This window comes from Mastigocoleus testarum BC008, assembly GCF_001456025.1.
GTDB lineage: Bacteria > Cyanobacteriota > Cyanobacteriia > Cyanobacteriales > Nostocaceae > Mastigocoleus > Mastigocoleus testarum.
Map to the genome: position 1 here is coordinate 45,306 of NZ_LMTZ01000100.1, position 23,794 is coordinate 69,099.

Here is a 23,794-nt window from a genome sequence, read left to right on the forward strand (position 1 = left end):
TATAAACAATAAAGAAGCCGAGTAGTTTAAATTACACTGTACTTGTAACAATGTGTAATATTATCCATTTAGTTTTTCGGTGACTAGTTTATTTGTCAATTTGGGGTCAGCACGCCCTCCTGTTTGTTTTAAAACTTGACCGACGAAAAAGCCCAATAATTTGGTTTTACCACTACGATACTTTTCTAATTCTTTGGGGTTGTTAGCGATCGCTTGTTCTACTATTGGTATCAATACAGCTGGATCAGAAATTTGCTCCTGTCCTTTGAATACATCATCGGGGGATTTACCCGCTAATAAATCTGTCAACTTATCTTTAACTTTTTTACCGCTAATAGTTCCTTTCTCAATCAGAGAAATGGTTTTAGCAAGGTTTTCTGGGGTTAGAGCAATTTCAGCGATATTGAGTTTTTGTTTGTTTAGGTAAGCTGCGATGTCACCCATAATCCAATTAGCAGCACCTTTAGCACTTGCACCAGCAGCGATAGTTGCTTCAAAATACTTAGAAGTGGCGACTTCTTCTGTTAATACACGAGCATCATAAGCAGAAAGATCTAATTCTTCTTCATAACGGTGACGCTTATCTGCGGGAAGTTCGGGAAGTTCGCTACGCCAAGAACTCATTTGTTCTTCAGAAACCTCAATTGGTCCTAAATCGGGTTCGGGGAAATAACGGTAGTCGCTAGAGCCTTCCTTAACCCGCATACTAAATGTTTTTTGGGAACCTTCTTCCCATAAACGAGTTTCTTGGATGATTTTTTCGCCAGCTTCAACCGCAGCGATTTGTCGCTCAATTTCGTATTCGATCGCTTTTTGAATTGCACTAAAGGAATTCATATTTTTGATTTCGACTTTAGTACCAAATTCTTTTTGTCCTATGGGACGGACAGAAATGTTTACGTCGCAACGGAGGGAACCTTCTTGCATGTTGCCATCACTTACACCCAAATAACGCATAATTCGGCGTAATTCTTGAGCGTATTCGGCTGCTTCTTGTCCCGAACGTAAATCTGGTTCGGAAACAATTTCAACTAGTGGTACACCTGCGCGGTTGTAATCTACTAGAGAATAGGTGGAACCCGATAGGCGATCGCTACCTGCGTGAACTAATTTACCTGCATCTTCTTCCATATGCAGGCGAGTAATACCAATTTTTTTACGAATGGGATTACCATCTCCATCAATTAACTCAATTTCTAGCCAACCATGTTCGGCTATAGGCAAATCGTACTGAGAAATTTGATAATTTTTTGGTAGATCGGGATAAAAATATTGTTTGCGGTCAAACTTGCTATATTTAGCAATAGAACAATTCAGAGCTAAACCGGCTTTAACAGCATATTCCAGTACTTTTTCGTTTAATACTGGTAGTACGCCGGGTAAACCCATACAAACTGGATCGATGTTGGTATTGGGGTCAGCACCAAATTTTGTCGAACTGTCAGAGAAAATTTTGGTTTGGGTACTCAATTGACAGTGAGTTTCTAAACCAATAATTGCCTCATATTCTGTTTTGGCTGGAGCAGCAGAAGTCATAAAATTAAAAATTATCGCTAATTAATTCTTTATCTAGATCTTGGTTTCCTATTGTAGAACTGTATTGGTTTTGATCGACTACGGATTTTTCATGGGGAAACCCTCATAACCTCATTGATTGCAAACTCCCTCCTAACATCCTCACAAGTGTAGGTTTTTTATGCTTAATGGTTTTTATGGATGAAAAGACATGAAATACGCAGATAAGGGAAATATTTTTCATGATTATTCGTACCTAAAACCACATAAAACTGAAGTTTTAGTAATTGATTCAAGTGCTTAATCACCCATTTATGAAAAACCTACACCTGTCAGGGGAAGTGCCTAACTATTTGCCTTTAACATGAATTAAATTATTAAAATCATTTGGGTCTACTTCGTACGCTGCACCAAAGCCAACGACAAATCTTCCCGATTTGGGTTTGAGTTGAAAAATCCGGAAGTCTGGTAACTGTTCGAGCATTTCAATGATGTTACCAAAACGAGCTTTAAATTGAGACACCATTTGCAACCATAACTGAGTATCTCGTTCTATCAATTGTGCATCGCAATCAAAACTGAGACGACGACGGGCAAATATTTGCTGTGTTTTACTCTCGTCTTCGACAAATAATATGCTGGCTTTGGGTAATGCGTGCAAATTTTGCGTATGACTGGAAAGCCCACTGACGTATATATAAATATTTTTCTCCTCGTCCATGACGAAAGGAGTATAACTTGCATTGGGCATACCATCTTTATCAACGGTACAAATTACTAAGCTTTGGAATTCTTCAGGAAATGTTTGGTATGCAGCCAGAATACTTTCAAATTGAGACATATAATCTACTATTTGGGATTTTGCCCAGGATGATGTGGCTTGAAAATAAATTAATACTAATAGTTTAATTAAAATACAGCTAATCAAAAAACACTTCATCAGCAGATGAAGTGCTTAAGATAATTCAATACCAAATAGAAATGAATGTTGGATTTAAGTACATTTTCATCCCTATTATTTAATTTTCAGATTTCAGTAAACGGGTTCTTAAAACTCATTACGAGTATTCTTGTCATGCTTTAGATTTAATTACCACAACACAGACTTTTTTACACCATAAACTGCTAGTCCTGCAACAGCACCACCTGTGGCAAAAGTACCTAAACCAATACCGTAAGCACCTCCTGCAATTGCCAATCCTCCACCACCAATATTGTGATAAACTGTTACGCCCAAGACAGCACCTACTGTTGCATATGTGGCAGCTTCATTAATATTTGCAATGATATCCATTTGTTTCCATAGAAAAACTAATATAAGTTTCCGTCGTTTTTCTGGGGAAAAGCTACCGAATAAATTCGTATGTTTATATGAAGAATTAGAGAGAAATGACTTGTCGAACGCCACTAATAGTAATAATTACGTCATTTGCAAATGAGCAATCTCGTACTCACAACCTTAGCCCCTACGATAAACACCCGGAGTTACTCCCGTTAGTTCTCGAAAAGATTTCCCAAGATGACTTTGACTGTTAAAACCACACTGAAATGCAATTTCGGCGATCGCTAATTTAGAATTTTTCAGTAAATGTTTTGCTCGTTCCACCCGCTCTTTAAGTAAATATTTGTGGGGTGAAATTCCTATTGATTGTTTAAAAAGGCGACTAAAGTGAAATTGACTAACTCCTGCGACAGATGCAAGATCGGCTAATTTAATATCTCGATCTAAGTGTGCGTTAATGTACTCTGAAACTTGTACGAGCTTGCGATCGTCCAATCCCCCTTTATAAGCTGATACGCGAGTTTTAGTTTCAGAATAATCTCGTAGCAAATGCACAACCATTGCATTAGCCAAGGATTCTATATAAAGCTGTCCAAATCCATCTCCACCTTGATGTAACTCAGTTCGCAACATCATTGCAAGTTGTTCAATTTGGGGATTACGACAGCGAAATTCTGTAATTAGTTTGAGTTCAGGGTCAGAATCAACGGTTTCTGTAGCAACTTTCCTGACAAACTGCGGAGGAATTCTTATTTGTAAGTAATGGTCATTATTATAAGCCCTATAGGAACAAGGAAGTTCGGCTGGCGTAATGGAAATATCGCCTTTCCTATAAAGTCCCACATAAGAGCGATCGCCTATAGTTTGCCAAAGACGATTGGGGCGAGTTGCCAAACTTAAACAAATAGCATGCTCTTTCCAAAAGCAAGATTCTTCTGCTCCTGGAGGTTGCTGAAATTCTTCAACAATAATAGATTTCCATCCCAGATCCTGACTAGAAATAATTGATGATGGGATTTCGACAAGTGGTTTATGGGGCAAACTTACCATAGACGCTTTACTTATTTTAAGAACTCGCAGCAAGATTTTGACAATCGCGCAAAATTTAAATAGCTCTTCAGATTTGAGTTACTTATTCTGTAATTGTAACGATTTACTGAACAAAACTTAATAAGTGCAAAGATTTCTTGAATTATTTCTTAAATTATGGCTAATTTGTTACATATAGATACTAGTCCAAGGGGAGAGCGCTCCCAATCTCGCGCCTTGAGCAAATATTTCGTTGAAGCATGGAAAGATTCTCATCTAGAAGACAGCATTACCTATCGAGATGTAGGACGTAATTCTATTCCTCATGTTAATGAACCTTGGATCGCAGCCTGTTTCACATCACCAGAAAAACGAACATCGGATATGTGGGAAGCTATTCAATTGAGTGAACAATTGGTAGATGAATTGATGGCTGCAGATGTGTATGTCATCGGTGTTCCTATGTATAACTTTAATATTCCCAGCGGATTCAAAGCTTATATCGATCAAATTGTCAGAATTGGGCGAACCTATGCTTTTGAACCCGAGGATAAGGAATCACCCTACAAACCACTAGTGCATGGGAAGAAGATGTTCATTATTACAGCACATGGGGCTGGAGGATTTGCTCCAGGTGGTCGCTTGGAAAAGTTAAATCATCAAGCTCCTTACCTAAAAACAGCGTTTGGTTTTATTGGAATTACAGATATCACCTTTATTAGCGTAGAAAATGATGAATTGGGCGGTCAAAAACTTGCTGATTCTATTGCTGCAGCTCGCGCTCAAATTAATAAGCTAGTGAATGTACCAGCCATAAATCCAAAATAAATGACCCAAAGGTTCTAGGAAATGTGGGAATCGCGTTAGGGATTTTATTGAAGTCAAATTTTAGGAGATGTCACATGCTGACAGAAAAACAGATTGCGACTGAAACTCACAAGCAAAAAAGCAAATTTGTTACAGTTATTCATCCAGAGAAGTTAATTGCAACAAAAACTACAGAAGAAAATAACGACAACACTTTCCTCATTAGTTGGTTATTTCTAATTGGCTCATTGATGTTTCTATTGGATGGATTTATCGAACTTAGTGAAGGTCTTTCTATCCATGTGTTACTTCACATTACTGCTAGTGGTGTGTTTACTATTGCTTCAGCTCTATTTATTCCAAAAAAATAAACAAAAACAACTGCTCAGAACAGTTTAGTAAAAACATCTCACAATCCCAAACGAGGTTTTCCCATGAAGTTTCTTGCATTTCTGAAAAGAGCGATAAACTCCTGGAAGAAGTTCCGCAAAGCGATCGCAATCGCCTTAATTACTTCCAGTATATTCATTCAAGTACAACCTACTGCACTCGCTGCGAACCAATCAGCAGATGATATTTTCTTCAAGCAATTAACTGACACAACCTATGCGGCTTGGAATACCTGCAATCCAGATAAAGTCGCTGAGTTTTATCTCAACGATCCAAAGTTAGTTATTTATGATGCAACCCCTTTAAAATATCAAGGCTGGAAAGAATTTAAAGCAGGTATTCAAACCCATCTGTTTGGTAAACTCAACCATTTTAAACTGACTGCTAATGACGATCTACATGCTACCCGACATGATAATTTGGTTTGGGTAACCTTTACCTACCACCTGTCTGCAGAAACAAAAAATGGTCAATCCATTGAAACCGAAGGTCGTCAAACAGACCTATGGGAAAAGCATAATGGGAAATGGGCGATCGTCCACGAACATACTTCTGCTCCGGTATCTCTTTAAACTTTAGTTATCGACGCAGGAGATAAAACTATTGAGAAAGAGTGTATCGATAACAAGTTGGTCATTTATCATTGGCTCAGTCTTCTTCGCGATCGATGGAATTTTCCAAGTTGTCAATGAGTTTTCTATTACGTCTTTACTGTATTTATCGGGAAGCATTTTATTTGTAGTGGGTTCAATCTTTCTGATACCGGAATCCTCAAGAAAGTCACCACAGGATAAAAACAGGTTTTAAAGAAGACCTATCCGGTACCAAAAGTCTACAATTTAGTAAAGGAGATTGATCGTGACCTCTCTTCTCGAAGCAAATAATGTGACTTATGAGCCTTTCAGTATAAATCTTCTGGAACCAACAGCACTTGTAGTGGGTCAAGCATTTTCGGGCTCCGATCCAATAGCAGTTGTTCAGGAATTATCTGTCCAAGATTTTTATGAATATATTCTCTTGTTGGGAGAATGGCTTGCTGAATTAGGACTTTCTATCATCGCCAAGGATAAGGAATCCGAACAGGTAATTGGTGCTTTAATTGCTGCTGATTTCGCTTCTGAACCACCTTTGGAAATGGGAAAAATTAGTGATAAATTTGCACCTATCTTTCATATGTTTGAGTCTTTGGACAATACTTATAAACAAGATAAGCAAATTCAATTTGGTAAATATCTACATTTATACATGCTAGCTGTGTCTCCTCAGCACCGAGGTAAAGGTATAGCTCAAAATCTTGTCTCAACGACCCTGGAGTATGGGAAGAAAGAAGGTTATAAATTTGCAGTGACAGAGGCTGCAAACCAAACCTCACAGCATATATTTGGAAAAGCTGGTTTGATACCACGTTGTAAAGCAATGTATAGCAATTTTACTTATAACGATAAACGTGTTTTTGAAGTAATTAGTGATAAAGGTGGTACATTTTTAATGGATAAACATCTCAACTCTTGAGAATCAGAGAGTCTTATCTTTACAGTTCATTTTATTGATGTCATAGATATTAAGTTCGTCCATGCGAATGGCTTGGATTTAAAGAAATGAAGCACGGGAACGAGCATTGAGTGATGCAAGGGAGAAGATTCAGGAACTAGTCATTAGTTGGTAAGAAGATGAGTGATTAAAAATAATGAGTAATATTGAAGTCATTCAAGAACTATATCGAGCATTCCGCGAAAAGGATTACCAAGCATTTCTGGAAATTTGCACCGAGGATATTGAATGGATTCAAAATAAAGGTTTTCCGGGTGGTGCGACATATCAAGGTGCATCAGAAGTTATTGAGGGAGTTTTCAAAGCTAACGACAACAACTGGGAAAACTTTGCTTATCATATTGAAGAATTTTTAGATGCAGGTAACTCAATAGTTGTAATTGGAAGTTATACTGGGCGTAACCGAATTTCCGGTAATTCTATGAGTAGCGCTGCTGCACATATCTACGACCTGCGCGATGGAAAAGTTTGTCGCTTTCGGATGTTTGCAGATACAAAAACTATTTGGAATGCGACCGCGAAGGAAGTTTGACGTAGATCGAATTAGACAATAAACAGCTTTCAGTCGGATTTTACAGAAGAATAATTCTAACCAAATATCAAATATCAAATATCAAAGTTCAGTTCGTCAATAAGCTTGCAGGTCCATTGTGGTGAAAATCTTGATTGAATAAATTTGGGTCGCCATTGGGGGAATATTTAGCTTCCAGATAGACAACTGCAATCGCTCGATTATTACGTTTAAGTAGTCCCCAAGAACTAGGAATCGTATTTTTAATAACACTACCCTTTAAAGGATCTTTGGGTGCTACTAACTTACCTGAAAATAACTGCTTAATTATTTGGGTTTCTTGCTTGGTTGGAAAGCCCGTATAAAGTTGTGGAGAAAGAAAAAGCTGTCCTTGCTTATTGGACTTTATCGAGTTAGCGTTAATACTGGCATATTCATAAGGAGCTTGGGTAGCTTTAATAACCACCGTTGTTGAGGGTTGATTAGGGAAAGATGCTTGAATTGAATTAAGCAGTTTGCGTAGATTGCCGAGTTCTCCTTTTTCAGCTAGTGTGTTGGTATCAATTGCCTCTAACAACTGTTGAGTAAATAGTCCTAAGACTTGTTTAGCGCTTCTATCCATAGTATTTTGGGTCTGGTTAAATTCGGCTTGAGCCGTTTGGATAGATGACTGGGTACGGACTTGAGTTATTACCTCTAATCCCCCAAACAACAACGCGATTGCAAGAACCGCAGCCAGCATAATTTTGCCTATACGACGCTTCAGGCGTGCAGAAATATGATAGTTTGGTAACAGCGCCCGACTAGCGTTAGCCTCCGCCAGCAAAGCTAAACTCAGTATCACATTCATCACCACTAATACAAAGGCAATAATACCCCCCGCCACTAACAGGGCTCGTACTAACAAACTCCAGGCATCTGGTAAAATATCCCACCTCAAAACCTCGTCAATTACCCACAGCACTATGGCAAAGCAAGACAAGGTTAATAGATAAACCGTAAAATTTGTAACAAGTCGTAGTAGAAACCGATGGTTCATAAATACACCATTACGCGATCGCACAAATAAATAAGCAATAAAATTATTTACATATTCAATATCGAGCTATATTCCCAGTTAAGAGTTCCCAGTTAAGAATTAAGAGCGATAATCGCATTTTTGGTAAGTCTACGAACGCTGTTGCACATATCTACGACTTGTGTGATGGAAAAGTTTGTGGTTTTCGGATGTTTGCAGATACTCGAACAATTTGGGATACAATATTGCAGAAATAGTATTGCGATATTCAAACTTCTAAATCAAGAGGAAACCCATCATTTGTCTGCATTACCAGAGGAAATATTACCAAAAGTTATATTCCCTGCTTGACCTATATTGACACCAATATTACCATCGCCAACTATTCCCACACCATCTTGAACTTGATTGCTGATACTACGGATTTTTTCTTCAGCTTCTGCTTTGACGCTTTCATATCCTTGTTCCGGTAAACCCTTACCACCACGCAACAAAGCTACGGGAAAATCTTCGGTTGCGAAATCAAAGAAAGGTGTTTGTTCATCTTCGATAAGTCTTATTAACCCTGGAATAGCGGTTTCAGATTTGATTTCTCCCAGTGCTATTGCCGCCGTACAACGTACATCTGAATGTTCGTCTTCGATAAGTCTTGTTAATCCTATAATAGCGGTTTTAGATTTGATTTCTCCCAGTGCTATCACCGCCGTACAACGTACATCTGAATCTTGATGTTCGAGAAGTTTTATTAATCCTGGAATAGCGGTTTCAGATTTGATTTTTCCCAATGCATATGCCGCACTATAACGTACATCTGAATCTCGATTTTCGAGAAGTTTTATTAATCCTGGAATAGCAGTTTCAGATTTTATTTCTCCCAGTGCTGTCGCCGCACTAGAACGTACATCCAAATCTTGATGTTCGAGAATTTTTATTAATTCTGGTATAGAAGTTTCAGATTTGATTTCTCCCAGTGAATGTGCTGCTATAGAACGTACAAATGAATCTTGATGTTCGAGAAGCTTTATTAATCCTGGAATAGCAGTTTCAGATTTGATTTTTCCCAGTGCCGTTGCCGCCCTAAAACGTACAAATGAATCTTGATGTTCGAGAAGCTTTATTAATCCTGGAGTAGCAGTTTCAGATTTGATTTCTCCTAGTGCATATGCCGTCCTAGAACGTACAGATGAGTCTTCATCTTCGAGAAGTTTTATTAACTCTGGAATAGCAGTTTCAGATTTGATTTCTCCTAGTGCATGTGCTGCACTAGAACGTACAGATGAGTCTTCATCTTCGAGAAGTTTTATTAACTCTGGAATAGCAGTTTCAGATTTGATTTCTCCTAGTGCATGTGCTGCACTAGAACGTACAGATGAGTCTTCATCTTCGAGAAGTTTTATTAACTCTGGAATAGCAGTTTCAGATTTGATTTCTCCTAGTGCATGTGCTGCACTAGAACGTACAGATGAATCTTCATCTTCGAGAAGTTTTATTAACTCTGGAATAGCAGCTTCAGATTTGATTTCTCCTAATGCATATGCTGCACTGGAACGTACATATGATTCTTTATCTATTAACAGTTTTATTAACTCTTGAGTTGTAGTATTTGATTTTATTTTTCCTAAACTATCAGCAGTAACATAACGTATATCTGGAACAGGATCTTTGAGAAGTTTAATTAACTCCAGAGTCGCTACATGTGATTTCATCTGTCCCAGTGCATGTATAGCACAATAGCGTACATATGATTCTTCATCTTTTAGAAGCTTAATTAGTACTGAAACTAAATTTTGCAATTTAGTTTTACCCAGCATATTTGCAGTTCTAGAACGCATATGAGGTTTTTGATTCTCAATAAGTTTAATTAACTCTATATGCACTGCATCGTATTTGATCTCTCCCAATGCTTCCACTGCCCTATAACGTACATGTATGTCTTCATCTTCGAGAAGTTTAATTAACCCTGGTATTACTGTTTCAGACTTGATTTTTCCTAGTGCTTCCGCCGCTCTATAACGTACATCTGAGTCTTTATATTCAAGAAGTTTAATTAACCCTGGTATTACTGTTTCAGACTTGATTTTTCCCAGTATATATCCCACCCTATAACGTACGTCTGAGTCTTCATATTCGAGAAGTTTAAGTAAACCTGGTATCGCTGCTTCAGACTTGATTTTTCCCAGTGCATATTCCGCGCCATAACGTACATTTGAGTCTTCATGTTCGAGAAGTTTTATTAATCCTGGAATAGCAGTTTCAGATTTGATTTCTCCCAATGCATATGCCGCGCCATAACGTACATCTGAATGTTCATTTTCGAGAAGTTTGATTAATTCCGGAACTACAGTATGAGACTTTGTTTTTTCTAAAAGTCGAATTTTGAGTAAAGGAGGAATTTCTAAGCTTTCAACTAAACTAACAGTCTTTTCTTGTAATTCTGCTTTAACTTCCCCTGCTAACCTTGCACCTAATTGTAAATCTACCTCTAAAGCTAATTTCACCAAACGTAAAGACGCAAAATTTTGCGTCTCTACATCTAGCAACTGCATCATCAATGCAATGGGTTCAGTCCACTTCAAATAATTCAAATAATCCCACTGCAATTCATCATCACTTAAATTAGATATTTCTTCTAATAATCTTTCTGCAGTGTAATATTCTTGCAGCAGTTGGTGGCGAAACTGAATCTGATTTTCTGCTCCTAATTGAATCAGGTGATGTTTGAGTAAATCATCTAACCATTTTTCTGCTTTCCAATGTTGATGATATCCTTGCTGTCGGAGAAATTCCGCCAGTATCGTTTCAGCTTGTTGTCGAGGAATCGCAACAAGAATTTCTGTTTTTGATTCTCCCTGGGTCATCACCCAAGCTAAATGCTGTAGTAACCGTTTCCACCAACGTCGAGATTCATCTGTTACGGGAATATCTTGCTTTAGTTTTTTATCATAAATCTCTGTGAAACGACGAAATACCGAACCCAAGTTAGCAGGTACTTTATTTTGGTTGTTAGTAAAAACTGAACAAAGCATCCATAACAGTAAAGGTGTTTCTCCAAATTCCCGCAAACGTCCTTCCAACTGCTTGAGCATATCTTCCCCTTGTTGTGGTAAATACGCACATACAAATTCCCGCATCTGTTTTTCAGTCAGGGGTTGCATTTGCAGCTTTTTCTCAAGACCCAAATCCCCACCAACCCCCAAGTCTCGCGTGGTGAAAACCATCGGGGTAGTGTTTTGGTAGTCTTGGCGAAATTTATATAAATCCCGTCGCGCTGCTTCTGATGGTAATTCGTTGACCCCATCCATTAACAGCAGAAATTTTCCTTGTCGCAACAATGTAGAGACGTTACATGTAACGTCTCTACCATCGATGGGTAAATTAGGATCGTGACGTAGGAGGAAATCGTGAATTAAGTCGATAATTGAGCTTTGGTAAAAGCGGAGTTCTACGAGGATGGGGATTTGTTTATTTTCTTGATAATTTTGTGCTTCTTCGAGCAACAACCGTACTAAAGCCGTCGATTTTCCCGAACCCGGACGACCTACCAGTAAAACGTGGTCAGCAGCATATTTACGCAGACCATCTAGAACAGTTAACCGTTCGGTTTGTTCTGATTTTTTTTCCTTGCTTTCCTTCTGCTCTTCAATCGTCTCTACCATCAACCCAATGTCTAACAATGGGGATTGCAGTTTCCGTTCGTGCTGTTTTTTCCCCACTACATCCGTGAGGGTATAATAATCCCACCATTGGGCGTAAGTTTTACATAGCGATCGCAGATAGGCTTCAGGATTCACCACTTTTACAACTTAAAAATTTCTGAGCTAAAATTCCTGAGTTAGGAATCATACTGTTTTCTACAGCATATTTTATCGAATTCCAAAAGAATCAGAAATGATCGGCTATGATGTTGACACATTAGAGACGTACTATAATACGTCTCTAGATTGAACTTCAGGTAGCAAAAAATCCTTAGATATTCCCAGCAAACACCTTTTGCGCGGGTCCGGTCATATAAACTTTTTGGTCCACTTCCGACCATTCAATTTGCAAACATCCCCCCGGAAGTTCTACCGTCGCTTTACGTCCACACTTTCCTGCTAAAACTCCAGCAACTAATGTGGCACATGCACCAGTACCACAAGCTAAAGTAATACCTGCACCTCGTTCCCATACTCGCATTTTCACGTAGTCAGAACTTACCACCTGAATAAATTCGGTATTGGTTTTCTGGGGAAAAGCCGAGTGAGTTTCAAATTGAGGTCCAATTTTTTCTAACTCAATCGCCGCAACATCATCAACAAAAGTAATACAGTGGGGATTACCCATACTCACACAGGTAACATCCCAAGATTTTCCTGCAACTTCCAAAGGTCGATTCACAACCTTCTCATCTTTGGGAGCCAGAGTAGTAGGAATTTCACCCGCAAGTAATCGAGGAAAACCCATATCTACTTTGATTTGACCGTCGGGCATAATTTCAGGAATAATTTCCCCAGCTAAGGTATTAATGTGATATTTACTTTTGCTGTTATCCCCTTCCAAATCCACTAGAAAAGCAGCCAGACAGCGAATACCATTACCACACATTTCCGGTTCCGAACCATCGGAATTAAAAATCCGCATAGTGTAATCACTAACATTTTCACCCGGCAGAGCAAAAATTACACCATCAGCGCCAATGCCAAAATGGCGATCGCACATCTTAACTGCTTGCTCTGGAGTTACTACAGGTTCTGGATTTGAACGGTTATCAACCAGAATAAAGTCGTTACCTAATCCTTGATACTTAGTAAATTCGATTGCCATTTATCGTTTTAATGAATTATCACAGTAGTGAAATTGTTAGTTGTTGATTTTTAGTGACTGATTGTTAATCGTTAATTATTAGTTGATTAGCAATCCCGAAACACTAACCATATAAACCAACCACATACATATATCATTACCAATATGCTTACTGAATTAGATACTTCATTACCAAGCGTTAAGCAACTCCAGAATTCGATCAAAGAAGCAAAACAAGTAGAGTTAAAGCTAGTGACAGGAGACTTACTAGCCGGAAAAATATTATGGCAAGATCAATATTGTGTTTTTCTCGCCAGCGAAAATACACAAAAAACTATGATCTGGAAACAGTCAATTGTTTATATGAAGGAAGGTTAGGTAGGGGCGATCAGGGATTGGGTATTGGCGATTTGGAGGTTAGAAGCAGCAATCAAAAAAATATTACGATTACCAATTACCAATTACCAATTACCAATTATCAATTACCAATTACCAATTACCAATTACCAATTACCAATTACCAATTACCAATTATTCCCGCAAATCATCCAAAGGTAAATAATCCCGCAATGCTTCAGCTTCTCCCGCTTGGACTATTGGTATAGATACCAACTCCGGTTGACTGGTAGGAGAAAGTAACTCTTCCAACTGACTCAGACTCGATAAATTACCACACAGTAACACTTGGTCATTTTCTTTTAACTTGGTATTGCTGTGGGGAAAGCGAATAAATTTGCTTCCGCGACGTATAGCTTGTATTTCCACGCTATATCGATTGCGCAGATCTAAATGATTTAAAGTTTTTTCTGTCACAGGACAATTCTCACTCACAATTACCCACTGACAAGCACTATTTTCCCCCGGAATAGTCGCTTGACCTTTTGCAAATTCATTAAAACCTGCAATTTCTCGGGAAGAACCCACCACTAATAGTTTGTCACCTTCTTGTAGTCTAGTTTGTGGTATGGGAAAGTCTATTTCCTCTCCTCCTTTACGGCGAATAGCCATTACACTGACTCCAGTGACATAGCGCATATCTGCTTGTTCTAAACTCATACCAATCAGAGGTGAACCTGCAGGGAGGGGATACCATTTTGAGTTCATTTCTCTGGTCGCTTGTCGTAACTCCCGAGAAACCTCAGATGGAGATTGTTCCGGTCGCAAATCTAAATAATGACGACTACGAATTTGCTTAATTTCCCGTCGTACTAAATTAGGTGATATACCTACATCATTTAATAGGTAAGTTACCATTTCCAGACTTGCTTCAAATTCCGGTTGTACTACCTCCCGCGCTCCTAGTTGGTAGAAAGTTTCAATATTTCTATTGTTATTAGACCGTACTACCACATTTAAATCTGGATCCAATTCCAAAGCACGCTTCAAACTAAGACGGGTACTCATTGGATCGGGAAGCGCGATCGCCATTCCTTTTGCATTAGTAATTCCTGCTGCTTCCAAAACGTGGAAACTGACACAATTACCGTATATGTAGGGTATTCCCGCGTCTCTTAATTGTTGAATTCTACTTTCGGACTGATCGATTACAACTAGTGGTAAATTATGAGCGAGTAACAATTTAACTAAATTTTTACCAACTCGCCCGTAACCACAAACCACCACATGGTCCCTTATCGGTAGTTCTTCGGACATTTCCTGTGGCATTCCATCCCCATCAAAATAAGGTTTGAGCCACGGCATTGATTCAATGATGTTAAATAAAAATGGTATTAAACGCAGTACGAAGGGTGTTACCACCAATGTCACCGCTGTTGTTCCTAAAATAAGTAAATATACTCGGCGCGAAACTAACCCTAAAACTTGTCCTTCACTGGCGAGAACAAAGGAAAATTCCCCAATCTGAGCTAACCCCAAACCAACTATTAAAGAAGTTTTTAATGAATAACGAAATAATTTTACTAGTGGGGTAACAATCAAGAATTTACCCACGAGTACTAACGCTACTAACCCCAGAATTAATTCAAGATTTTGCCATAAAAATAACGGGTCGATTAGCATCCCGATCGCAGCGAAAAACAAACTAGCGAAAATATCTCGTAATGGTTCCACATAGCTTAGAGTTTGATCTGCATATTCCACCTCAGAAATCATCAAACCGGCGACAAAAGCCCCCATTTCAATCGAAAGTCCCAATCTCTCGGTGAGAAGCGCAATTCCCAAACACAGCGCCACAACTCCCAACAAAAATAACTCTCGACTTTCCGTCCGGGCTAATAACCGCAATAAAGGTGGTATCAACCAAATTCCTGCAGCAACTGCACCTGCAGCAAATAAACCTATTCGCAACAGCGCATACAATACCGCGATCCAAATAGTCTCCGCTGGTTGGTTCAGAGCAGGTAACACTGCTAGCATCAATCCCAATGCTAAATCCTGTACCACCAAAATCCCCAACATTACCTGTCCGTGGGGAGTTTCCGTCTCATTGCGTTCCATCAAACATTTGAGAACAACCGCAGTTGAAGACAAAGACAAAATTGAACCCAAAAATACACCTTGGGCTGGGGATTCAACCCATCCCACCGCGACGGAAATCAGGGTCGTAACTAGGATTGTTAAAACTATTTGTAGTCCACCACCACCCAAACTAATTGTTTTGACTTTTTTCAATTCTGCCAGGGAAAATTCTACTCCCAGAGCAAATAATAAAAAAGCGACACCAAACTGTGCTAATGTCTCTACTTGAATTACTTCTTTAATTAATCCCAAGCCGGATGGTCCCACAATCATCCCGCCAATGAGATACCCGAGCAACACTGGTTGTTTCAACAGTGACGCTAAAAGTCCGCCACTAGCCGCCACAGCTAGCACCGAGACTAGATCGACTATTAATCTAAAATCTTCCTGCACAAGACAATTTTAATTAAGAACTGTTAAGAGGTATTAACCTTACTCTACAAACTTTTATGTACTCCTGTGTAGAATTCGGAGAAATTGATACCAGATAGAAAATTTGTCACTCATCTGAAATATAGCTTAATATACCTTGAAAGGTGGATGCTAGGGAATAGGGAATGAGATATTAAGGATAGGGTTCGGGAAATAAATGTTACCAATCTATAATTATATTGAACCTTGTTGTTTATATTAAAGTTTGTTTTGTTATACAAAATTATATTTTTACTATGTATTTAATACTATAAGCTGATTCCAGCTTTATCCTCATATGGTTGACCGATTCTCTCTGATTTTGGTTAAATTACGGTAATTTAATATGGAATTGAATTGTCGAGGTCAGCAAATTTTTATCTACAGAATTATACTCAACAAAACAAAAAATATTTTTGCTTGACAGATACTAATATTTCTTATGCAGTTATTTTAGAGTCACTAATTATCTTTATATTTATTTATTTATTTTGCTTGACTCTGTGAAATTAATCCCCAACCCTAGGCTGGATAGTTGTTTAATTCAGTTGATTAACCTTTTTTAATTTCTTTCAAGAAAGTCTAATAATCCAATCAATAGTCTATTCGCATCACATTATTGATTGGAAATTTGGAATCACGTACGGATTATTTGTAGGCGATAGTGTGTATAAGCGCTAAAATCTCGATTATAACCATTATGTTATATGTTCAACAAGTATATATTTGCTCATTTTGCCTATTAAGTGCAACATCATCCTTTATGCATAAGTTCAACAACAAAAACCTAAATTTATTGTATTAACTTATAGTATTTCCGATTTTTCCACGACCCTAGTGACCTAAATTATTGAGCTTTGTTGGGTTATGCATCGTCGCACAGTATGGGCTCATGCTCTTCAATCCAATCGACTACAAAACCTGATGAACTTATATCCTTAAGTAATTCCAATAAGTAAAGATGCAGATTCTGGTAAGCTTAAAGTTTGGTGATGGTAACTTTCAGGAAGGATTTAGTCGAAATCAAAGCACAGTACACTTCATCAGTGCTGAGAGGAAACCTACAGAACTAGAAGTCCAACTTCCACCCGCACCAGAAATTCCAACCTTATATCAAACATGGCAAAGTACGTATATCAATTTAGTTGGTCCTTTGAGATTGGGATTCAAAAAAAAACAAACTACTAATTTTTCCTGGTCTGAATGCTATCAGGAATGTGAAAATTCTGCTCAAAGTTTGCAAAACCAATTAAACTCTTGGCTTGATAGCGTTAAATCACAATTAAAACCATTAGTAATATCAGATTCCAATCCTGAAATAATATTTATTGTTGATACTCAGGAAATTAAATCTCAATCGACGTCAGATATTTTACATCGTCTCCCTTGGCGAGAATGGAATTACTTCCCCGACAATTCCAGTGTAGAGGTTGGATTATCCTTAAATAAGTCTCAATTAAAAGTCAAACCAATTGAAAATCAAGTATTTCGGCGAGTTAAAATAACTAGTATATTTGGTGACAGCCAAAATATAGATATTGAAACAGATCGAGAATTAATCGAAAAATTAAAGCAACAGGGAGCAGAATTAACTTTTCTCTCCCAACCACAGCGCTCAGACTTTATCAAGTTATGGGATGAACCTTGTGACATCTTGTTTTATAGCGGTCACAGTGAAAGCGATCGCAACAGTCAAATAGGTTCATTACAAATAAGTCCTAGCGATCGCTTAAATCCAGAGGAAATTAGGAATACTTTCCGCGAGGCGATTGTTAAAGGTTTAAGGTTAGCTATCTTCAATTCTTGCGATGGTTTGGGTTTAGCACAACAACTAGCAAATTTGGGTTTGCCATATGTTATTGTCTGGCGAGAACCAGTACCGGATAAAATCGCCCAAGATTTTCTCAAGTATTTTTTACATTCTTTTTCTCAAGGAAAATCTTTATTTGCTTCTGTACGAGATGCAAGGGTTAAACTCCAAGAACTTACAAATAAAGAAGATTCTCAAAAGCAAATACCAGGGGTCAATTGGTTACCAATTATTTGTCAAAATACTTCAGATCCAGCTCCCAATTGGGAAGATTTGGGAGGACTAACAGGAAAACTTCCCGATTCTCCTTACAAAGGGTTATCCCCATTCAGGGAAGAAGATACATCGATGTTCTTTGGTAGAGATAAATACATTGCAGATTTGGTCGATGCTGTAAATACTAAACCATTAGCTGCTGTGGTTGGTGCTTCTGGAAGTGGAAAATCTTCTTTGGTATTTGCTGGTTTGGTTCCTCGTTTGAGAACTGCTGGTACTGAGCACATAGTATCCTTCCGTCCGGGAAAAAATCCCTTTGATGCTTTAGCAATAGCTTTAAATTCCCACGTGCAATCCTTGATTGAGTTTCAAAGGGACAAAGAAATAGAAACTAACAGCCGCAGATTGCAGGAACTGGAATTAGAAGTAGATTTGCAATATGACCAGCAAGCTTTGTGTGGGTTCATTAAAGATATTATTATTTCCGCTGGGCAAAAACTCCACGGAAGTTTTGTACTAATTGCCGATCAGTTTGAAGAACTTTATACTTTGGCGACTGAATCACAGCGTCAACCTTTTCTAGATGCATTATTATATGCTGTAAAATTCGCCCCGAATTTCTTCACTTTGGTTATCACACTCAGGGCTGACTTTATGGGAAAAGCCTTGGATTATCAACCAATGGGTGAAACCTTGCAGAAATATCCACCAATATTACTCACCTCAATGAACCGGGAGGAATTAGCCCAAGCAATAGAAAAACCTGCCGAAAAAATGAAGGTGGAATTAGAAAAAGGTTTAACGGCAAAATTAATTGACGATCTAGGCAAACAACCAGGGCGTTTACCTTTACTAGAGTTTACCCTGACCCAACTATGGGACAAACCAAATAAATGGTACCTTACACACCAAGCTTATGGAGAAATTGGCGGTTTAGAGAAAGCTTTAGCCAAATATGCAGATTCCGTCCTAAATATCTTGTCCGTTACAGAAAAACAACAAGCCGAACGGATATTTATTCAACTAGTACGCCCAGGAGAAGGTACGGAAGACACTAAACGGGTCGCAAATCGTCATGAGGTAGATGCATATAATTGGGATCTAGTCAAACGTCTAGCTGATTATCGTTTGGTAGTCACGGCTTGGGATGAAGGCGATCGAGTTGAGACGGTAGAAATTGTCCATGAAGCCTTAATTCGGGAATGGGGTCAACTGCGACAATGGATCGATTTTGACCGTAACTTCCGGGCTTGGCAAGAACGTTTGCGTGTTGCAATGTATCAATGGGAGCAGAGTGGGCGGGATGAAGAAGCATTGTTACGAGGTGCAATGTTGTTAGACGCCCAAGAAAGGCTTAAACAGCGACCATTTGACCTTGCATCTTCCGAACAAGACTTTATTAAAAGTAGTACAAGATTGCGCCTGCAACAAAAAAATCAGGAAAAACGTAGAAGAAAGCTGACTGTTTTCAGTTTGGCTAGTGGTTTTGTATTAGCTTTAGGTCTTTCTGGATTTGCTTGGTTACAATGGCAACAATCTGAAATGACCTTGCTCAAACAAAGTAATGCTCTTGCAAACTATTCACTAGAACTTTCCAATCAAGGAAAATATTTAGATGCCCTAATAGAAGGTTTACGAGCGGCAAAACCACTACAAAATAAAACAGCTAATACTTCCAGACAGCTTACAGCTTTAGAGACATCCGTATATGCAGTAGAGGAACGCAATCGGTTAGCAAAGCATAGCGCGCCGGTCATAGATGTAGCATTTAGTCCTGACGGTAAAATCATTGCTTCTAGTAGTTACGATAGTACGGTGAAGCTGTGGAATAATCAAGGAAAATTGATTAGAACTCTGAGGGGACATAAGGGACCAGTCAGTGGAGTAGCATTTAGCTCAGACGGAAAGACCATCGCCTCCACCAGTAGAGATAATACAGTAAAGTTGTGGAATACCCAGGGAAAATTGCTTAGAACTCTTAAGGGACATACTGCACCGGTTCTTAGGGTGGTATTCAGCCCCGACAGTGAAACTATCGCCTCAACTAGTAGAGATAGAACAATAAAACTTTGGAATATTCAGGGAGAATTACTTAAAACTCTTAGAGGACATGAATTAGAGGTAATTGGAGTGGCGTTTAGCCCTGACGGGAATAGCATAGCCTCTGCTAGTTCGGATAAAACCGTCAAACTATGGAATATCCAGGGACAGGAAATTCAAACCCTTAGGGGACATGATGCAGGAGTTGTAGGAGTCGCATTTAGTCCCGATGGCAAAACTATTGCTTCGGGTAGTAGAGATAAGACAGTAAAATTATGGAATATTCAAGGAGAACTAATCAGAACTTTCAGGGGTCACGATGGAAGAGTTCGGAATGTGTCATTTAGCCCCGACGGTAAAACTATTGCTTCAGGTAGTTCGGATAGGACAGTGAAATTATGGAATCTGCAAGGTATTGAGATTAAAACTTTTGAAGGGCATGATGGAGGTGTAATTGGGGTAGTATTTAGCCCCGATGGGAAGACCATCGCTTCTACCAGTTATGATAAAACAATAAAACTGTGGAATATTCAAGAGCAGGAAAGTAAAACTTTCAAGGGACATCAAGCATCAGTGATCGGGGTAGCATTTAGCCCTGACGGCAAAACCATTGCTTCTGCTAGTAATGATAAAACAGTAAACTTATGGAATACCCAGGGACAGAACATTGCAACTCTGAAAGGACATGGCAATTTAGTGTGGGGCGTAGCATTTAGTCCTGACAGTAAAATTATTGCTTCTACCAGTTCGGACAGAACCGTGAAATTGTGGAACATGCAAGGAGAATTAATCAAAACCCTTGAAGGACATGACGATTTAGTCTGGGGTGTAGCATTTAGCCCTGACGGTAAAATTATTGCCTCAGTAAGTAACGATAAAACAGTAAAGCTCTGGAGTATTGAAGGACAGTTACTAAAAACTTTGAAGGGACATGACGGTCCAGTCTGGGGTGTAGCATTTAGTCCTGACGGTAAAACTATCGCTTCTGCAAGCAACGATGGAACCGTAAAGCTGTGGAATATTCAGGGTATTGAGCTTAAAACTCTGAGGGGACATAATGCAGGGGTATGGGGTGTAGCATTTAGCCCTGACGGTACAACAATTGCTTCTGCTGGTAACGATGGAACCGTGAAGCTGTGGAATAGTCAAGGCGAACCGATAGAGACTATTCTTAAGGAAAATGATGCAGAAGTCTGGGGTGTCGCATTTAGTCCCAACGGGAAAATAGTTGCATCTGGAAGTAACGATGGGACGGTAAGATTATGGAATATTCAGGGACAGTTGATTGCAACCCTCAGGGGACATGATGCAGAGGTCATTGGGGTAGCATTTAGTCCTGACGGGAAAACCATCGTCTCTGGTAGTTACGATAAGACGGTGAAGCTATGGAATGTTGAGAAGATGAAAGCACAGGATGTTGAATTAAATGATTTACTGAGCAGTGGTTGTAATTGGGCGCGGGATTATCTCAAATATAATGCTAGTCTCAGTGAGGAAGATAGGCATTTGTGCGATGGTGTGGAGTAGTGGTAAATGTTAATATTTTTTATCTATGCCAAACTAGATTAACTACTTTTCAAAAATCCCTTCACTGTCTCAATAGAAATAGTAATAACAGGATGCTTGAATATTTCCTTTAATATTTCCGTACCACCTGCTTCCAATGCACTCAGAAATCGTTTCTTGAGAGTTGGTTTACTCTTAATCTCTTCTTTGATAGCTTCAGTGGCTACAGCTTCGCTTCGAGTGATAGAAGATTCAGCGAGTTTTTCTATAAATGGCTGAATTTCTTTCCGAAGTTCAGCTTTCAATTTAGCGATATCGATTGATTGAGAAATTTCAATTTGACCACCTTCTATTTCAGAAGAATCAGTTACATCTTTGTCAATAGACACAGAGGCATTATTTTTTGCTGTATCTTTCCCTTGGACAGTCTTAATTTTTCCACTTCTAACTTTTGAGTGATTCACATTACCACCAATTTTTAGCGATGCGTCATTTTCATTAGCCATGCTTTTACCTCATTTATCAACTGCGTTTCAATTAATAAAATTTAGTCTTGTTCATCTTCTTCAGTAGAAGATTCATCTGTATTAGATTCGTCATTTGTTGAGATATCTTCTTCATCCGAATCAGAACCTTCATAAGCTTTAGTTTCAATAGTGGCTCCGTCCATTTCACTATCATTCACATCACCACCTATCTCGATTGAAGCATCATTTAAATCTTGAGCAGCGCTTTTAGCAGTAGCTTCAGCCTTTGTATCATTATATATGTACGATACAATTGAAGCACTTTCTTTAGAAAGATTAGATATAACAGCAATCGGAGATATTTGTCCCGTAACTATCTTTAAAAAATCTTGTTTAGTTATTTGAATTTCTCCATATTTCTCTGGGCTCGGACTCCACTCAATGAAGTCAATATCGCAATTACTTATTAATTTTTTTTCTTCACTATTTTTTTGCTCACTTGTTATATTTAAATTAAAGCTTCCTCTTTGAGTGTTATAAAAATTAGCACTGTGAAGCTTGCATCTATCCATGCTTACTGCAGTTAAGTCTGCACTTCTAAAATCTGAACCAGTCATATCGCTAAGACTAAAGTTACTATTTATTAGTTTAGCTTCGCAGAAAACACTTTTCACAAAATTACATCTATCTATATTTATTTTTACTAGTCTTGCTTTTGTTAAATTTACTTCACTTAAATTACATTCTTCTCGAAACTTACTAAAAGAAATATCCGCTAATGAAAGATTAGCAGCTTTATTTTCTCTCCCGTGAAAGCTACTTCTAATAAATTCACAATTGTAAAGCTTTGCTCTCGATAAATCAGTTGCTTCAAAGTCTGTATTTTGAATGATGTTATTACTAATATCAACAAAACTCATTAATGCACTGTTGAATTTGCAGTTTAGAATTTTTCCTTTATTATTAATATATTGTTCACCCTTTATAAATTCAGATTTATTTCCAATACAACAACGAATCAGCAAAGTTTGGTCGGCTTCTAAATCTTTTATCTTATTAACTTTTGATTTGTTAATCTCATCTAATAATGAAACAAATTTAGACTTAGTAAATATTGTTTGATTTAAACGACAATTATAAAAGTTAGTTGCTGAAATCTTTCCTTCAGAAAAATCTGCGTTTGTTAAATCGCAATTATACAACTTACTACTTATATCACATTTTATAAAGCTAGAATATCTTAAATCACAGTCATTAAAAATTAGGGTTCGATCTTCTTCAATTCTTATTCTACTACGATAGACATGACATTGCTCAAATCTCGCTTTTTTTAAAACTACATGCAAAAATCCTACATCAGAAAAATAAGACTTATTAAAAATAACACTTTCAAGATTAGAATCAACAAATCTTAAATGATAAAAATTAGAATTACTGAAATCAGAATTTTCCAAATTGCACCCAAGAAAATTAACATTATAAAAATAACTATTCGAACAGCAGATATTATTTAAATTAATAAGTTCTGAAAAATCAACATCAATAATTTTAATTCCATATTCACTACATTTTTCTAAAAATATTCTTGGATCTTTATTACTTAAGTCTATCTGATTTACTTCGGCTTTAAAGGTAATAGAAATTAAATCATTATTAATCCGTATCTTGTCTGCACCTTTTAATTTACCCGTACTAGAACTTAGAGGAGTAGAGTTAATATGAACCCTAATTTCTGAGTCACTATACTGGTTAAACTCAAAGCCATTTAACTTTGACCAAGATATATCCATGAAAAACCAGCATTTTGAAGTTGGTATGGTTGAAAATAGCGCTGTAGGTATGATGTACACTTGAGGATTTTGAAGGTCTCCATGTACGACCAAACTGCAAACATGAGCGTTATGCTCAAAACTAATATTTAACTCTTCTGGTGGAAAAACACTTCTGTGTTTAGGTGTAATTGCAAAATTGATTTTCATGA

The 23,794-nt window shown here is 38.0% G+C and carries 18 protein-coding genes; 8 read left to right on the forward strand and 10 right to left on the reverse strand.

What is annotated here, in order from left to right; all coding sequences use genetic code 11:
• Positions 1–60: 60 nt before the first annotated feature.
• From gatB to BC008_RS23020, 4 genes are all read right to left on the reverse strand, one after another.
• Positions 61–1,536 carry an Asp-tRNA(Asn)/Glu-tRNA(Gln) amidotransferase subunit GatB gene (gatB, locus tag BC008_RS23005; RefSeq protein WP_027845090.1) on the reverse strand — a complete coding sequence of 492 codons (1,476 nt, stop codon included), beginning with the start codon at positions 1,534–1,536 and terminating at the stop codon, positions 61–63.
• Between the two features lie 328 nt (positions 1,537–1,864).
• Positions 1,865–2,356 (reverse strand): HugZ family pyridoxamine 5'-phosphate oxidase, encoded by a 492-nt coding sequence (locus BC008_RS23010; protein WP_027845089.1) that lies wholly within the window; start codon positions 2,354–2,356, stop codon positions 1,865–1,867.
• Between the two features lie 249 nt (positions 2,357–2,605).
• Positions 2,606–2,923, reverse strand: a complete 318-nt coding sequence (locus tag BC008_RS49650) for a hypothetical protein (RefSeq protein ID WP_036266934.1) — start codon at positions 2,921–2,923, stop codon at positions 2,606–2,608.
• Positions 2,924–2,974: 51 nt separating this feature from the next.
• Complete coding sequence (locus BC008_RS23020) at positions 2,975–3,847, reverse strand: helix-turn-helix domain-containing protein (RefSeq protein ID WP_058183887.1); 873 nt, start codon at positions 3,845–3,847, stop codon at positions 2,975–2,977.
• Positions 3,848–4,003: 156 nt separating this feature from the next.
• Between BC008_RS23020 and BC008_RS23025 the strand changes: the two genes are divergently transcribed.
• The 5 genes from BC008_RS23025 to BC008_RS23045 all read left to right on the forward strand — a co-directional run bounded on the left by BC008_RS23025 (position 4,004) and on the right by BC008_RS23045 (position 7,106).
• The gene (locus BC008_RS23025; RefSeq protein WP_027845086.1) at positions 4,004–4,654 is read left to right on the forward strand and encodes an FMN-dependent NADH-azoreductase; all 651 of its coding nucleotides are present in this window, start codon (positions 4,004–4,006) and stop codon (positions 4,652–4,654) included.
• 74 nt (positions 4,655–4,728) lie between these two features.
• Entirely contained in the window at positions 4,729–5,004 is a 276-nt protein-coding gene (locus tag BC008_RS23030; RefSeq protein ID WP_027845085.1) for a hypothetical protein, read from the forward strand.
• A gap of 63 nt (positions 5,005–5,067) precedes the next feature.
• The gene (locus tag BC008_RS23035) at positions 5,068–5,595 is read left to right on the forward strand and encodes a YybH family protein (protein ID WP_027845084.1); all 528 of its coding nucleotides are present in this window, start codon (positions 5,068–5,070) and stop codon (positions 5,593–5,595) included.
• A gap of 286 nt (positions 5,596–5,881) precedes the next feature.
• On the forward strand, positions 5,882–6,535 hold the full coding sequence (locus BC008_RS23040) for a GNAT family N-acetyltransferase (RefSeq protein WP_027845083.1): 654 nt from the start codon (positions 5,882–5,884) through the stop codon (positions 6,533–6,535).
• 175 nt (positions 6,536–6,710) lie between these two features.
• Entirely contained in the window at positions 6,711–7,106 is a 396-nt protein-coding gene (locus BC008_RS23045; RefSeq protein ID WP_036266932.1) for a nuclear transport factor 2 family protein, read from the forward strand.
• Between the two features lie 88 nt (positions 7,107–7,194).
• On the opposite strand, the gene BC008_RS23050 is transcribed toward BC008_RS23045, so the two are convergent.
• The 3 genes from BC008_RS23050 to dapF form a co-directional block, all read right to left on the reverse strand.
• The gene (locus tag BC008_RS23050) at positions 7,195–8,124 is read right to left on the reverse strand and encodes a hypothetical protein (RefSeq protein ID WP_027845081.1); all 930 of its coding nucleotides are present in this window, start codon (positions 8,122–8,124) and stop codon (positions 7,195–7,197) included.
• 275 nt (positions 8,125–8,399) lie between these two features.
• Positions 8,400–11,897, reverse strand: a complete 3,498-nt coding sequence (locus tag BC008_RS23055) for a HEAT repeat domain-containing protein (protein WP_153009644.1) — start codon at positions 11,895–11,897, stop codon at positions 8,400–8,402.
• A gap of 172 nt (positions 11,898–12,069) precedes the next feature.
• Positions 12,070–12,906 (reverse strand): diaminopimelate epimerase, encoded by an 837-nt coding sequence (gene dapF, locus BC008_RS23060; protein ID WP_027846803.1) that lies wholly within the window; start codon positions 12,904–12,906, stop codon positions 12,070–12,072.
• A 144-nt stretch (positions 12,907–13,050) separates the two neighbouring features.
• Between dapF and BC008_RS23065 the strand changes: the two genes are divergently transcribed.
• Both BC008_RS23065 and BC008_RS50700 read left to right on the forward strand, forming a co-directional pair.
• Positions 13,051–13,263: an Hfq-related RNA-binding protein gene (locus BC008_RS23065; RefSeq protein ID WP_027846804.1), complete on the forward strand. Its 213-nt coding sequence runs from the start codon at positions 13,051–13,053 to the stop codon at positions 13,261–13,263.
• Positions 13,264–13,287: 24 nt separating this feature from the next.
• Positions 13,288–13,443: a hypothetical protein gene (locus BC008_RS50700; RefSeq protein WP_201026159.1), complete on the forward strand. Its 156-nt coding sequence runs from the start codon at positions 13,288–13,290 to the stop codon at positions 13,441–13,443.
• On the opposite strand, the gene BC008_RS23070 is transcribed toward BC008_RS50700, so the two are convergent.
• Positions 13,417–15,756 carry a cation:proton antiporter domain-containing protein gene (locus BC008_RS23070; protein ID WP_027846758.1) on the reverse strand — a complete coding sequence of 780 codons (2,340 nt, stop codon included), beginning with the start codon at positions 15,754–15,756 and terminating at the stop codon, positions 13,417–13,419. The two genes, BC008_RS50700 and BC008_RS23070, sit on opposite strands and share 27 nt — an antisense overlap.
• Before the next feature lie 979 nt (positions 15,757–16,735).
• Here BC008_RS23070 and BC008_RS23075 point away from each other — a divergent pair.
• A complete protein-coding gene (locus BC008_RS23075) occupies positions 16,736–21,367 on the forward strand; it encodes an nSTAND1 domain-containing NTPase (RefSeq protein ID WP_058183891.1) in 4,632 nt (1,543 codons plus the stop codon).
• 38 nt (positions 21,368–21,405) lie between these two features.
• Here BC008_RS23075 and BC008_RS23080 read toward each other — a convergent pair whose 3' ends face one another.
• Together BC008_RS23080 and BC008_RS23085 are read right to left on the reverse strand one after the other, a co-directional pair.
• The gene (locus BC008_RS23080) at positions 21,406–21,852 is read right to left on the reverse strand and encodes a hypothetical protein (RefSeq protein ID WP_036267348.1); all 447 of its coding nucleotides are present in this window, start codon (positions 21,850–21,852) and stop codon (positions 21,406–21,408) included.
• A gap of 41 nt (positions 21,853–21,893) precedes the next feature.
• A complete protein-coding gene (locus BC008_RS23085) occupies positions 21,894–23,792 on the reverse strand; it encodes a pentapeptide repeat-containing protein (RefSeq protein ID WP_027845482.1) in 1,899 nt (632 codons plus the stop codon).
• Positions 23,793–23,794 lie beyond the last annotated feature (2 nt).

What these genes read in the sequence shown, in the direction of transcription:
- BC008_RS23050 (WP_027845081.1), bottom strand. Translation starts at nt 8,124, where the DNA reads ATGAACCATCGGTTTCTACTACGACTTGTTACAAATTTTACGGTTTAT.
- BC008_RS23080 (WP_036267348.1), bottom strand. Translation starts at nt 21,852, where the DNA reads ATGGCTAATGAAAATGACGCATCGCTAAAAATTGGTGGTAATGTGAAT.
- BC008_RS23075 (WP_058183891.1), top strand. Translation starts at nt 16,736, where the DNA reads ATGCAGATTCTGGTAAGCTTAAAGTTTGGTGATGGTAACTTTCAGGAA.
- BC008_RS23020 (WP_058183887.1), bottom strand. Translation starts at nt 3,847, where the DNA reads ATGGTAAGTTTGCCCCATAAACCACTTGTCGAAATCCCATCATCAATT.
- dapF (WP_027846803.1), bottom strand. Translation starts at nt 12,906, where the DNA reads ATGGCAATCGAATTTACTAAGTATCAAGGATTAGGTAACGACTTTATT.
- gatB (WP_027845090.1), bottom strand. Translation starts at nt 1,536, where the DNA reads ATGACTTCTGCTGCTCCAGCCAAAACAGAATATGAGGCAATTATTGGT.
- BC008_RS23045 (WP_036266932.1), top strand. Translation starts at nt 6,711, where the DNA reads ATGAGTAATATTGAAGTCATTCAAGAACTATATCGAGCATTCCGCGAA.
- BC008_RS23010 (WP_027845089.1), bottom strand. Translation starts at nt 2,356, where the DNA reads ATGTCTCAATTTGAAAGTATTCTGGCTGCATACCAAACATTTCCTGAA.
- BC008_RS23085 (WP_027845482.1), bottom strand. Translation starts at nt 23,792, where the DNA reads ATGAAAATCAATTTTGCAATTACACCTAAACACAGAAGTGTTTTTCCA.
- BC008_RS23035 (WP_027845084.1), top strand. Translation starts at nt 5,068, where the DNA reads ATGAAGTTTCTTGCATTTCTGAAAAGAGCGATAAACTCCTGGAAGAAG.
- BC008_RS23030 (WP_027845085.1), top strand. Translation starts at nt 4,729, where the DNA reads ATGCTGACAGAAAAACAGATTGCGACTGAAACTCACAAGCAAAAAAGC.
- BC008_RS23065 (WP_027846804.1), top strand. Translation starts at nt 13,051, where the DNA reads ATGCTTACTGAATTAGATACTTCATTACCAAGCGTTAAGCAACTCCAG.
- BC008_RS23025 (WP_027845086.1), top strand. Translation starts at nt 4,004, where the DNA reads ATGGCTAATTTGTTACATATAGATACTAGTCCAAGGGGAGAGCGCTCC.